Origin of the sequence: Pseudomonas sp. LjRoot71, from assembly GCF_964253255.1 — a bacterium.
Classification (GTDB): Bacteria; Pseudomonadota; Gammaproteobacteria; order Pseudomonadales; family Pseudomonadaceae; genus Aquipseudomonas.
In genome coordinates this window covers 889,505-902,796 of sequence record NZ_CAXURA020000001.1, presented here as the reverse complement: position 1 = coordinate 902,796, position 13,292 = coordinate 889,505, and the positions used below count along the sequence as shown (strand labels likewise).

Sequence of the window (13,292 nt, the reverse complement as noted above, 5' to 3'; positions counted from 1 at the left end):
CATGCGTGCGCTGACAGCTGTTGCTTCGTTGATGCTGCTGACGGGGGCGGCCCAGGCTGAGTTGCAAGCACTGGATGATCAGGAGCTTTCGGCGGTTCAGGGCGCCGGTTTCGGTTTTGTGCTGGATGGTGTGTTGCTGGATGCCTCGGGAGCGGTGATCACCATCAATGACATCAACAATGCTTCGGGGCAGAACGTGCCGATTTCGGTGAAGGAGTTCTACCTGGGGGCAACCGGTAGTAACAAAGGCGCCAATCTCAACCCGGTGACGATTGGTCGTTTGGACCATCCCTTCGAGATCACTCTGGCCAAGGGGGAAACCCTGCGCACCCTGCGTGATGATGGGCAATGGGTACAGACCACGCCGAGCAATGTCAGTGTGCTGGAGTTCAAGTTCCCCGAGCGCCTGACCGGCGCGGGCGGTCAGGCCTGCATCAGCGGATATGCCGCAGCCGGAAGCAACTGCTCCAGCCGCGCTTCCGAGCGAGTTGATTTGGGGATTCGCTTCGACTTCCAGGTCGCTGCCGGGCGAACTGACATCATCAATCTTGATTTCAGCGAACTGGTTATGGACGGTAGTTACCTGCGGCTATGGGGTGATGACCCGCGTGGGCAGTTGGTCGGCGAGGCGCGGGTGAATCTGTTCGCCAAGAGCCTGCAACTGATGTCCTGCGCGGCTGGTACGGCCAATTGCACCACGGCTCAGGAGCAGACTGCTCGCACCCTGACGCTGAGCAATGCCTACGCCAATATTTCGCTGGGTTACGGCAAGAGTCAGCCGTTGCTGTTTGACGTCAGCAGTAACGGTCAATTTGTGCTGGAACTGCCCAACCCGGTGACCCGTGCCGCTAACGGCAGCGCGCGTTCGGCTGCTGAGCGCAATGCGATTGCCAGTGACTTCTATGCCAATGCCCCACGCACCAATATTGTGATCGACAACCTCAAAGCTGGAACAGGCAGCTTTTCTACCGGTGGCTACAGCTTTGGTTACAACGCCATCCAGGGGCTCAGCATCAACTACCTGAAGGTGACCAGCCGTGATCTCTAAAGTCGGGGTGGTATTTGTTGCCGTATTGGCCATGCCGGCCTTGGCCGAAATGCAGGCGTTGGATGATGACACCCTGAGCAGCATGAATGGTCAGGGCGGGGTGTATCTGTCCGGTGAGTTCAGTATCAACAAGGATGGCGGCGTGCTGTGGAGCAAGCCGGCCAGCAACAACCCCAGCACCTGGACGGCTGGCCAGCGCAGCTGCGCCACGGCGGGGGCCAGTACGCCGGAAAACTGCGGCATGCGCGTGGCGATTCGCTCCGAGGCCGATGGCGGTTGGTATGTGCTGGACAACCTCAAGGGCGTGTTCAGCTTTGAAGGCCTGACCCTGCGCACCCGCACCATCAACAGCGGTTTCAACGGCGATGGCGCAGCCTTCAATCAGGATGTGCTGGAGTTCGGTCTGCCCAATGAAATGAAATTCAAGGACGGCAGTTTTGCCTTTGGCGTGGCCAATCAGGGCGGCTGGCAGAACAAATCCCTGAGCGTGGCCAATGGCGGTAACCCGTCCTACCAGCAGACCAATATTTTCTCGGCGAAGATCGACGGCACTATTCGTATGCAAGGCAACGTGCTGATCTTTCCGCAGAATTGAGGAGCAGGGCCATGCACCGTCATTCGCTGTTGTTGCTCGCATTTCTCAGCCCGCTTACGCAGGCCATGCAAGTGCTGGATGATCAAGCGTTGTCGGCCGTCAGTGGGCGCGATGGCATCAGCCTGCAAACCACTGGCGGTGGCTGGTCGGCGAGCAGTGTCGATTACCGTCAGGATGGCCAGACCCTTAGCCTCAAGGGCGTCAGCGGTACGCCGCAAATGGCAGGCAGCAGCTCGACCACCACGCTGGATGTGGTGGGTAATCAGTTGCAGGTGCAACACAGCGGCAGTGCGCAGGTGCTGAGCGTCGACAACATCGAACTGGCCGGCAGTAACAAGAGTTTTGGGGCCTTTCGTGCGTTTTTCACTCTGGGCGGCAGCCTCAAATTGAGCGGCGGTGGTGCCAGCGGTGTCAGTGGTTTTAGGGTGGATGACAGCCAGCTGTCGCTGAGCGCGGCCACCTTCTATTACCGCGACAATGGCTTTGACCTGATTGTCAAAGGCCTGTCGTTCGACACCTATCTGAACAATGCCTACCTGGATATCGTCAGCGGCGGCAGTGGCCAGGAAATCAAACTGGACCTGGGCACCTCGCGTTTTGTCGGCTCGATTGCCGGCATTGGTCTGGACCTGGCTCATGGCGATCCAACTGCCGGTGTCGCGGTGACACCGGGCACTCCCGATCTGCGTGATGTCGATGCGCAGCGTAGCTTTGGCAAATTGAACATGGACCTGCGCCTGGGTGGCAGCATCAGCATCGCCGGTGGTGGTGCCAGCGGTGAGGGCTTGCGTATCAAGCCCAATATCACCATTGCCAACAGCCTGTTTCAGTATCAGGACGAGGGCATTCTGCGCGCCGAGAATTTTGCCGGCAGCCTGATCAGCAATTCCGGGCTGACCCTGGATTTGGAGCAGGACGGCGTGGGCAGTTATGCCAAAGTGGCCTTTCAGGACCTCAAGCTGAACGCCACTCTGGGCGGCCTGATCATGGGCAACCCAAGCAATCAGAAACTCGGCGGCCTGGCAGTTGACCTGAACTTTCTCGATCAGGGCGCACGGCAGAACTGGCTGAAATTACGTCCGGGCGGCGATCCCAACTCCGGGCAGAAGGGCATCAGTGCTGACCTCAGCTGGAACATGGTCAACAGTTCACTGGCCCTCACCGACAACGGTAATACCATGTGGTTCAGTGGCCTGCGCACCCATGGCACCGGTCAATTCACCTTTGACCTGACCAAGAGCTGCGCCGCCGGCGTAAGCACCGGCTGCTATGCCGGGACCAACAGCGATATGAACAGCGGTGGTTACAACGGCCATTTCGATGGCATGCGCCTGGGCTTCAAGAATGTTGTCGGCAGTTACAGCTTCGATGGGCTGCGAGTCGGTGCGGCCAACGCGCCGCTGCAAGGTGGTACCGAATTACTGGTATTGATGGAAATCTTCCCGGCTTACGATTTCACCCTCAATGGACAAATCACCCTCAGGGCGGGCGGCGCGGTGGGCGATGGCCTGCGCTATAACGCCGACTTCTATATCAGTGAAGCCAATGCGGCGGTTACCGTGGATGAGAATGGTCGTGGCCTGTGGCTGTCAGGTAGCAGCTATGACATGCATTTTCGCGACGGTTCGCTGGATGTCAGCAATAACGGCGTCGAGCTGCGTAAAGGCACCTACTGGTCGAAGCTGGATGTGGGCAATGTGCGCTGGGGCGACCGGCAGACCGGCAGCAGCATCGGGCGGCTGGTGCTCAAGCGTTATGAACAGGGTTCGACCCTGGCGCTCAGTTCCGGCGGTGCCGGTGCGTTGTGCGTCGGTGGCAGCGGTAGCACCTCCAGTGCCTGCGCAGCGAGTGGCGGACGTTGGGAAGACCGCGGTGATGAGGGCATCTCGGTCAAGCTGAAAAACGTGTTCGTGCGCGATACCTCCGGTAACCCGGCCAATGCGGTTTCAAGCAACGAGAAGCGCAACCAGATCATCATTGAAACCGGACGGGTCAACGGCGTGAATGGCACGGGTAGCCAGTTAGTGGTGGATAACTTCCACACCTCCGACGGCAACCCGACTAACCCGAATGCCAACGCCTATGGTTTCAACGTTGACCTTAACCTGGATGTGGCACCGACCAAGGTGTGCAGCAAGACGGGCTCAGGTTGTACGCCGGTCAGCCCCGATCCGCTGGGCTTTGCGGTCAACGGCCGAGTGCACTTCAAGGAAGTGAATATCGACCGGATTCAGCACGTTCACCCCACCGGTGGTGCGGTGACTTCGATGTACGGGGTCAAACTGCAGAACGCCGATATCCGCGCCAACCTGACGGCCACACCGATCAACTGAGTCCACGCATCAGCGCCGCGCAGGCGCTGTATGCCGTCATGCCCCTGTCATCCTGATTGCCCATGCTGTAGCGACAACAGCCGACGTGCGGGATGTTTCACGTTGGCCGCGCAGTCGTTGCCGATGGTCACTGAATCGACGAAATATCCCCGTTGCTCTTTCGATATGCGCCGGTTGTCGGCACAATTCGCCTCCACTTTTTGGGGGAGGCTGCTGAGCTTCCCGTCAGCCGACCTTGCAGGGGCAGCGCCATGATCAAAACGCCTTACTACCTGATCGACAAACAGAAGCTGCTGGGCAATCTGGAGAAGATCGCCTACGTGCGTGAACACTCCGGTGCCAAGGCGTTGCTGGCGCTCAAATGCTTCGCCACCTGGTCGGTGTTCGACCTGATGCAGCAATATATGGACGGCACGACTTCATCGTCCCTGTATGAGTTGAAACTCGGTCGGCAGAAGTTCGCCGGCGAAACCCACGCCTATAGCGTGGCCTGGGCGGATGACGAGATCGAAGAGATGGTCGCCAACTGCGACAAGATCATCTTCAACTCCATCGGCCAGCTCGAGCGCTTTGCCGACGCTACTGAAGGCACCATTCGCGGCCTGCGCGTTAACCCGCAGGTGAGCAGCTCCGATTACCTGCTGGCTGACCCGGCCCGCCCGTTTAGCCGTCTGGGCGAGTGGGATCCGGCGAAGATCGCTGGGGTGATGGATAAGATCAGCGGCTTTATGTTCCACAACAACTGCGAGAACGGCAGCTTCGAGCTGTTCGACCAAATGCTCAGTACCATCGAGGAGCGTTTCGGCCACTTGTTGCAACAGGTTGAGTGGGTCAGCCTCGGCGGCGGTATTCACTTCACCGGTGAGGGCTATCCGATTGATCAGTTCTGCGCACGCTTAAAAGCCTTCTCCGAGCGCTTCGGTGTGCAGGTTTATCTGGAGCCGGGCGAGGCAGCGATCACCCTGAGTTCTTCGCTGGAAGTCACGGTGCTGGACACCCTCTACAACGGCAAACACCTGGCCGTGGTCGACAGCTCCATCGAAGCGCACATGCTCGATCTGCTGATCTATCGCCTAAACGCCAAGATGGCGCCCAACGATGGCAAGCACACCTATATGGTCTGCGGCAAATCCTGCCTGGCCGGCGACATCTTCGGTGAGTACCAATTCGACAAGCCGCTGGCCATCGGCGATCGCCTGTCGTTTATCGACGCGGCCGGTTACACCATGGTCAAGAAGAACTGGTTCAACGGTCTGAAAATGCCCGCCATCGTGGTCAAGCAACTCGATGGTAGCGTCGAGGTGGTGCGCGAATTTGGCTTTGACGATTACCTGTCGAGCCTGAGCTGATCCGTCGGGGGGATAGGATTCTTTCATCCACCTGTGTGATTGCCGAAGGGTGGACGGGTAAAGCGCCGTCCACCCTGCCTGTTTGTAGTACCGCAACACCTGTCTCTTAACCGCAGCACCCTGGAGGTGAAACAATTGAAGAAGAATGTTCTGATCATTGGTGCAGGAGGTGTCGCCAAGGTGGTGGCCCACAAGTGCGCGCAGCACAACGACGAACTCGGTCGGATTGCTATCGCGTCGCGCAACATCTCCAAATGCCAGGCCATCATCGACAGCGTTAACGCCAAGGGCAGTTTGAAACAGCCGGCCGAGATCAAGGCCTTTGCCCTCAATGCGCTGGATATTGAAGCAACCAAAGCACTGATCCGCGAAACCGAATCGCAGATCGTCATCAACGTGGGTTCGGCCTTCCTCAATATGTCGGTGCTGCGCGCCTGCATCGATACCGGCGCCGCCTACCTTGACACCGCCATCCACGAAGAGCCGGGCAAGATTTGCGAAACGCCGCCTTGGTACGGTAACTACGAGTGGAAGCACCTGGCCGAATGCCAGGACAAGGGCGTGACTGCCATCCTCGGCGTCGGTTTCGACCCAGGTGTAGTCAATGCATACGCCGCATTGGCGCAACAGCAGTACTTCGACAGCATCGAGTCGATCGACATCCTCGACGTCAACGCCGGTTCTCACGGCAAGTACTTCGCCACCAATTTCGATCCGGAAATCAACTTCCGCGAATTCACCGGCCAAGTCTGGAGCTGGCAGAACAGCCAGTGGACCAGCAACACAATGTTTGAAGTCAAACGCACCGACGACCTGCCTGTAGTCGGCGAACAGAATCTGTACCTGACCGGGCATGACGAAGTGCATTCCCTGTCCAAACACCTGAATGTGCCCAATGTGCGCTTCTGGATGAGCTTCGGTGAGCACTACATCAATGTGTTTACCGTGCTGAAAAACCTCGGCCTGCTCTCCGAGCAGCCGGTCAAAACTGCCGAAGGCCTGGAAGTTGTGCCGCTGAAAGTGGTCAAGGCCGTACTGCCGGACCCCGCCTCGCTGGCGCCGGGCTACAGCGGCAAGACCTGCATCGGTGACCTGGTAAAAGGCAGCAAAGACGGCAAGCCGGCCGAACTGTTTATCTACAACGTCGCCGACCACAAGGACGCCTATGTCGAGACCGACAGCCAGGGCATTTCCTACACCGCAGGCGTACCGCCGGTCGCCGCTGCGCTGCTGGTCGCGCGTGGCGATTGGGACGTAGCGCGCATGGCCAACGTCGAAGAGTTGCCGGCCGAGCCGTTCCTCAAGCTGCTTGATGTAATGGGGCTGCCGACCCGGATCAAGGACGCCAACGGCGACCGTCCCTGGGATCAGGTCCTCTGATTGAGTGCGCCTGGCTTGCTCAATCAGGCCGTAGGCTGGGTTGAGCAGCGCGATACCCATCAGCGCTAAAGGCGCTATTCCAACAAAACGCCCGCCTCTTTGGTGGGCGTTTTGCTTTCTGGGGCGTGGGAGGGGCTTTAGCCGCGACGGTATGCATGCGTGCATCGCGCTTCCCGCCTGCGGCGTTTCACGCGACAATCATCAAGATAAGCGTCGCCCCACGAGGGCACCCCGCGTGATAGCCGTGAGGACACCAGCATGAGCAGCAACGACCGCGTCATTATTTTCGATACCACCCTGCGTGACGGCGAGCAGAGCCCCGGCGCGTCGATGACCGGTGAGGAAAAGCTGCGCATTGCCAAGGCCTTGGAGCGTTTGCGCGTTGATGTGATCGAAGCCGGTTTCGCCATCGCCAGCCCGGGCGACTTCGCGGCGGTGAAGGCGATTGCCGACAACATCAAGGACAGCACCGTGTGCAGCCTGTCGCGCGCCCTGGATGCGGACATCGACTGCGCCGCTGAGGCGCTCAAGGGCGCCAACAGCGGGCGTATCCACACCTTTATCGCCACCAGCCCGATCCACATGCAGTACAAGCTGCGCATGCAGCCGGATCAGGTGGTTGAGCAGGCCGTGCATGCGATCAAGCGCGCACGCAACCTGTGCAGCGATGTCGAGTTCTCCTGTGAGGATGCCGGCCGTTCCGAGATCGATTTCCTCTGCCGTATCATCGAAGCGGCTATCGATGCCGGCGCACGCACCATCAATATTCCCGATACGGTTGGCTACGCCATTCCGCATCAGTACGCCGAAACCATTCGCCAGTTGCTCAATCGCGTGCCCAACGCCGACAAAGCCGTGTTCTCGGTGCATTGCCACAACGACCTGGGCCTGGCCGTAGCCAATTCCCTGGCCGCAGTGGTGGCGGGCGCCCGTCAGGTCGAGTGCACCATCAATGGCCTCGGTGAGCGCGCCGGTAACGCGGCGCTGGAAGAGATCGTCATGGCGATCAAGACCCGTGAAGATCTGCTCGGCGTGCACACCCGTATCGACACTCCACATATCCTCAGCACCTCGCGCATGGTCTCGGGCATTACCGGTTTCCCGGTGCAGCCGAACAAGGCCATCGTCGGTGCCAACGCCTTTGCCCACGAGTCGGGCATCCACCAGGACGGCGTGCTCAAGCACCGCGAGACCTACGAGATCATGTCCGCGCAGTCGGTGGGCTGGAACACCAACAAGATGGTCATGGGCAAGCACTCCGGTCGCGCCGCGTTCCGCTCGCGGCTGGATGAGCTGGGCATTGTCCTGGCCGGTGAGGCTGAGCTGAATGCGGCCTTTGCCCGCTTCAAGGCACTGGCGGACAAGAAGCACGAAATTTTCGACGAAGACCTGCAGGCCCTGGTGTCCGACACCCTGACCGAGGAAGCGCCCGAACACTTCAAACTGATCACCCTGGATGTGGCGAGCAAGACCGGTGAAGTGCCGCAAGCCCAGGTTGTGGTCAGCGTTGCGGGAGCCGAGCACAGTGGCAATGCTCAGGGCTCCGGGCCGGTGGATGCCACCTTCAAGGCCATTGAGTCGATTGCCAGCTCCGAGGCCAATTTGCAGCTGTATTCGGTCAATGCCATCACCCAGGGCACCGACTCGCAGGGTGAAGTGACCGTGCGACTGGAGAAGGGTGGGCGCATCGTCAACGGCAATGGTGCCGATACCGACATTCTGGTGGCCTCGGCCAAGGCCTATATCAATGCGCTGAACCTCATGCAGGCCGGCCTCAAAGCTCACCCACAGGCGGCTGACGTTTGATCGCAGAACTGCGCCGCCGTGCCTACCTGAGCGCCATGCAGGTGGCCAGCTGGCTGCCGCGCGTGGAGTTGCCGTTTGCTGCGCCCTCGCGGCCGGAGTTGCTACAACCGCTGGTTGAGGCCGAGCCTGAGGTCGTTGCTGTCGTGCCACAGGCGGTGGCTGAAGCGGCGCCGGCCTATGAGCCACCGCATGCTGAAACACCCATTGCCGCTCCTGTCTCTCGGCCCAAGATCGACGTGCCGCGTCCAGCGCCTCAGGGGCGTATGGCCACGGTTGAACCGATTGACGGTGACGCCGAAGCACAGGTCGCTGCCCCGCCAGCGTCCGTTGCACCACCGCGCTTTGCCCTGCAATTGCTGCGCGCTGGCGCTTGTGCGGTACTGGTCGAACTGCCCACGGGCGAGCCGCTGCAAGGGCGTGATCCTGCCTATCTGCTGCTCAAGGACTTGCTGCGCGCCGCCGGCCTGCCGGACAGCCCACAACTGATTGGCGAACCGGTGCGCTGGCCGCTGCTGGTGCGCGGGCAACTTGATCAGGGGCCGCAAGCCGCCCTGGAGTATGTGCAGAGTTTTGTTGGCGCACGGCTGGAAGAGCAGGAACCCTGCAGTTGTCTGTGGCTGGTGGGCTTGCCAGCCATTCGCTTTGCCGGTGAGGCGGATGCCGAGGCCTATAACCGCGAGCTGCAGGTTGAGGGCCTGGGCGCTGCCTGGGCGCTGCCGGGCCTGGAGTTGCTGATGGATGAGCCCGAGCGCAAACGTGAGCTGTGGCAAGCCATGCGCCGCGTGCGGCAGCGCTGGTTGGCTGCCAATTGAAGACATCTTGCCCGGCCGCTTGGCTGAGGTTTCTACTGCTTGCCGAGTCAACCTGAATGAGTGATGCAATCAGCTTCCGCCCGATGACCGCGGCGGATCTCGATACCGTGTTGAAGATTGAATACGCCGCCTTCAGCCATCCCTGGACGCGTGGCATCTTTACCGACAGCCTGACCTCCTATAACTGCTGGGTGATGTTTGAAGGTCAGCAGCAGGTCGGTCATGGCGTGATCCAGGTGATCATGGACGAGGCGCACCTGCTCAATATCACCGTCAAGGCGGAAAGCCAGGGCCGTGGTCTGGGCCTGAAACTGCTCGAACACCTGATGCACGAGGCGCAAGCCCAGGGAGCCAAGGACTGCTTTCTGGAAGTGCGTGCGAGCAATCAGGTGGCCTACCGCCTGTACGAGCGCTACGGCTTCAACGAAGTCGGCCGGCGTCGCGATTACTACCCTGCTGTGGGTGGCCGCGAAGATGCGCTGGTGATGGTTTGCCCCCTGTTTGACTGACACTGCGCGCAGGGTGACCGCTTTGTCGGTGATTCTGGCGCGTTCGGCTTTGGGGCTCGCTGCTGTGATCACGTACCCTCTGCGGCATAACCAGCAGAAGGGCGACACATGCACGATGTGATCGTAGTGGGGGCGGGGATTTCCGGGCTGACGGCGGCCTGGCGGCTGGCCCAGGTCGGCAAGCGGGTCAAGGTGCTGGAGGCCAACGCACGGGTAGGCGGGCGTACGCTCAATCACCGGTTTGCCTCGGGTGATGTGGTCGAGGTCGGCGGGCAATGGGTCGGGCCGACCCAGGAGCGCATCCTGGCGCTGCTCGCCGAGTTGAACCTGCACACCTTCCCGCTGTGGAACCAGGGCGACAACCTGACCCTGTTCGGCGGCGTGCTGAAACCCTACCGCGGCACCATCCCGCGTTTTGCCCCGCATGTGCTGTTGGATGTTGCCCAGGCGCAATGGCGTCTGGATCGCCTGGCCCGACAGATTCCTCTCGACGACCCTGCCCGCCATCCCCAGGCCGCGCAATGGGACAGCCTGAGCTTTGCCCAGTGGATCGCCCGTAACCTGCGTACCACCCATGGCCGTAAGGTGTTCGAGTTGCTCAGCGGCGCGGTGTTTGCCGCCAACGCCCGCGAACTGTCGTTTTTGCATGTGCTGTTCTACATCAACAGCGGCACCAATCTGGACACCCTGCTCGGCGTCGATAAAGGCGCGCAGCAGGATCGTATCGTTGGCGGCAGCCAGCGCATCTGTGAGGAGCTGGCTGCGCGTCTGGGCGATGCCGTGCAGCTGGAGCAGCCGGTATGCGCCCTGCGTCAGCAGGCCGAGCAGGTTGAACTGATCACCGACAGCGGCAGCCACAAGGCACGCCGGGTGATCTTCGCCGTGCCGCCAACCATGCTGCTGCGCATCACCCAGGAGCCGTTGCTGCCCGGCTGGCGTGACCAGTTGCTGCAACGCCAGCCACAGGGTGCGGTGGTCAAATGCATGGCTCACTACGCCACGCCGTTCTGGCGTGAGCGCGGTTTGTCCGGCCAGGCCACTAGCGAAAGCGGACCGGTGCGCCTGACCTTCGATAACAGCCTGCCAGGTTCGCCGCGCGGTGTGCTGATGGGCTTTATCGAAGGTGATGAGGCGCGCCACTGGAATGATCAACCGGCCGATCAACGCCAGGTGGTGGTGCTGGAATGCTTTGCCCGTTACTTCGGAGCGCAGGCGTTGCAGCCGCTCGAGTACGTCGATAAGAGCTGGATGGATGAACCCTTTGCCCGTGGTTGTTACGCCGCATTGTTTCCACCAGGGTTGTGGAGCAATGGTGCGGCGCGTTTGCGCGAGCCGCTGGGCCGTGTGCACTTTGCCGGGACGGAAACCGCCACCCGCTGGATGGGTTACTTCGACGGAGCGGTGCAGGCAGGCGAGCGCGCTGCCGCTGAAGTGCTGAACAGTTGACCCGATTGGCGAGTGCCTGCGGCCTTATCGGTCGCTGCACTTGTGAATCTACGCGGCCATACTGCCGCATCGTTTGCTCAAGGATGTCGTCATGCGTTTGCTTTGTAGCCTGTTTGCCCTCTGCCTGTGCAGCTCCAGCCTGACGCTGGCCGCCGAGCGCAGCTTTACCATCCTGCACACCAACGACTGGCAGTCTCGGCTGCTCGGCTTTGGCCCGAATAACGAATACACCCCGGCCAGTGTGGCTGATGACGATACCGTCGGCGGCGTGGCGCGGCTGGCCTCCCTGCTTGAGCAGCGTCGCGCTGCTGCCGGCGAGCAGCCGGTGCTGCTGCTCGATGGCGGCGACTTCAGCATGGGCACGCTGTTTCATACCGTGACCCGGGAAACTGGAGGCGAGCTGCGCTTGATGACCGAGCTGGGTTACGACGCCGCGACTCTGGGTAACCACGAGTTCGATTTTCGCCCGGCCGGGTTGGCTGCGATGATCAGCGCGGCGCACAAGGCCAAGGGCGATGCCCTGATGCCGCTGCTCTCGAGCAACCTCGGCTTCGACCCTGAGCGCCCAGAAGATGACAGCCTGCAGGCGCACTACGACGCCGGGCGCATCGCGCCTTACAAGCTGATCGACAAAGGCGGCATTCGTTTTGGCCTGTTCGGCTTGCTCGGCAATAACGCCGTGGCGGTCAGCCCGATGATCAAGCCGGCGCGTTTTGCTGACCCGATTGCGACCGCCCAGGCTACGGTCGCCAAATTGCGCGAGGAGGGCGCCGAGGTGGTGATCCTGCTTTCGCACATGGGCGTGGTGCAGCAGGACGATGGCAGCTGGCGCGGTGAAGAGGTCGAGTTGGTCGAACAGGTGCCGGGCATCGACATCGTCGTCGGTGGCCACTCGCACACCGCGCTGGCGCAGCCTGTACTGGTCAATGGACGCACGCCGGTGATGCAGGCCGGTTCCGAGATCCAGCATCTGGGCGAGTTGCATATGCGCCTGGATGCCAACGGCAAGCCGCAGGTGCTCGGATATCAGCTGCACCCGATCAATGACCAGATCGCTGGCGATGCAGCCGTGACCGCTCAGGTCGAGGACTTCAAGCAGGTGGTTAGCGCGCAGATGCTGGCACCCAAAGGCTATGCCTTCGATCAGCCGCTGGCCAAGGTCGACAAGACCCTCACGCGGGCCTATGACGATCCGATTCTCGGCAACCTGGTTACCGATGCGTTACGCCAAGCCACTGGCAGCGATGTGTCGTTCACCGGCAATGGCACCATTCGCGACAACCTGATCAAGGGCCGGCAGGGCGTGCAGGCGGTGTCTGATTTGTTCCGCATTGCGCCGCTGGGTATTGGCGAGATGGACGATGCGCCGGGTTACCCGCTGATCAAGGTGTATGTCACCGGCCAGGAACTGAAGAACCTGCTGGAAGTACTGTTGCTGGCCTATCAGTTGCGCGAGAGCAAGAGCTATTACCCGCGCGTGTCGGGCCTGCGCTTTGCCTATAACCCCTGGCGTGTGCCGTTTGACCGAGTCAGCCAGATTGAACTGGGCGACCCGATCAAGGGCCACACGCCACTGGATCTGGCTGATACGCGGCTCTATAGCATCGGTGCGACCAGCTATGTCGGCAGCTTTACCTGGCTGGTCAGCGACCTGACCAAAGGCCTGCTCAGCGTGCAGCCCAAGGATGCTCAGGGCCAGCCCCTGACCCAGCTCAAAGCGGCGATCATTGATGCCGACCCGCAGCAGCCTGGTGTGCAGGAGTACAAGGAATGGCAGGGCCTGCTGGACCATATCCGCAGCCTGCCCGATCAAGATGGTGATGGCCTGGCCGATATCCCCACTCAGGGCGCGGCGGCCGAGCAGCGCATGCGCCGTGAGGCGAGCCTGCACCCCGCCGAACTGTATCGCTATGCCGGGCCATTGCAGTGGGGCGTGAGCCTGGTGCTGTTGGCTGGCGTGCTGCTGATCGTCTGGTTGCTGCGTCGTCGGCACGTGCGCCGGCGTTGATAACAA

The 13,292-nt window shown here is 61.0% G+C and carries 10 protein-coding genes; all 10 read left to right on the top strand.

The genetic code is table 11. The features are described from left to right. Position 1: 1 nt before the first annotated feature. The 10 genes from ACSQ17_RS04335 to ACSQ17_RS04290 all read left to right on the top strand — a co-directional run bounded on the left by ACSQ17_RS04335 (position 2) and on the right by ACSQ17_RS04290 (position 13,286). Positions 2–1,048 carry a hypothetical protein gene (locus ACSQ17_RS04335; protein ID WP_436067733.1) on the top strand — a complete coding sequence of 349 codons (1,047 nt, stop codon included), beginning with the start codon at positions 2–4 and terminating at the stop codon, positions 1,046–1,048. After that, positions 1,038–1,643, top strand: coding sequence for a DUF6160 family protein (locus ACSQ17_RS04330; RefSeq protein WP_436067732.1), 606 nt, complete (start codon positions 1,038–1,040; stop codon positions 1,641–1,643). The genes ACSQ17_RS04335 and ACSQ17_RS04330 overlap by 11 nt, the downstream gene beginning before the upstream one ends. Before the next feature lie 11 nt (positions 1,644–1,654). Beyond that, positions 1,655–3,976 carry a DUF6160 family protein gene (locus ACSQ17_RS04325; protein WP_436067731.1) on the top strand — a complete coding sequence of 774 codons (2,322 nt, stop codon included), beginning with the start codon at positions 1,655–1,657 and terminating at the stop codon, positions 3,974–3,976. A gap of 251 nt (positions 3,977–4,227) precedes the next feature. Next, positions 4,228–5,325: a carboxynorspermidine decarboxylase gene (locus ACSQ17_RS04320; RefSeq protein ID WP_436067730.1), complete on the top strand. Its 1,098-nt coding sequence runs from the start codon at positions 4,228–4,230 to the stop codon at positions 5,323–5,325. A gap of 135 nt (positions 5,326–5,460) precedes the next feature. Continuing rightward, entirely contained in the window at positions 5,461–6,705 is a 1,245-nt protein-coding gene (locus ACSQ17_RS04315) for a saccharopine dehydrogenase family protein (RefSeq protein ID WP_436067729.1), read from the top strand. Between the two features lie 258 nt (positions 6,706–6,963). Continuing rightward, positions 6,964–8,511, top strand: a complete 1,548-nt coding sequence (locus tag ACSQ17_RS04310; RefSeq protein WP_436067728.1) for a 2-isopropylmalate synthase — start codon at positions 6,964–6,966, stop codon at positions 8,509–8,511. Then, positions 8,508–9,323 carry an energy transducer TonB gene (locus tag ACSQ17_RS04305; RefSeq protein WP_436067727.1) on the top strand — a complete coding sequence of 272 codons (816 nt, stop codon included), beginning with the start codon at positions 8,508–8,510 and terminating at the stop codon, positions 9,321–9,323. The genes ACSQ17_RS04310 and ACSQ17_RS04305 overlap by 4 nt, the downstream gene beginning before the upstream one ends. A gap of 56 nt (positions 9,324–9,379) precedes the next feature. Continuing rightward, positions 9,380–9,832 carry a ribosomal protein S18-alanine N-acetyltransferase gene (gene rimI, locus ACSQ17_RS04300; RefSeq protein WP_436067726.1) on the top strand — a complete coding sequence of 151 codons (453 nt, stop codon included), beginning with the start codon at positions 9,380–9,382 and terminating at the stop codon, positions 9,830–9,832. A gap of 108 nt (positions 9,833–9,940) precedes the next feature. Continuing rightward, entirely contained in the window at positions 9,941–11,278 is a 1,338-nt protein-coding gene (locus ACSQ17_RS04295; RefSeq protein WP_436067725.1) for a flavin monoamine oxidase family protein, read from the top strand. A 91-nt stretch (positions 11,279–11,369) separates the two neighbouring features. Then, complete coding sequence (locus ACSQ17_RS04290; RefSeq protein WP_436067724.1) at positions 11,370–13,286, top strand: bifunctional metallophosphatase/5'-nucleotidase; 1,917 nt, start codon at positions 11,370–11,372, stop codon at positions 13,284–13,286. Positions 13,287–13,292 lie beyond the last annotated feature (6 nt).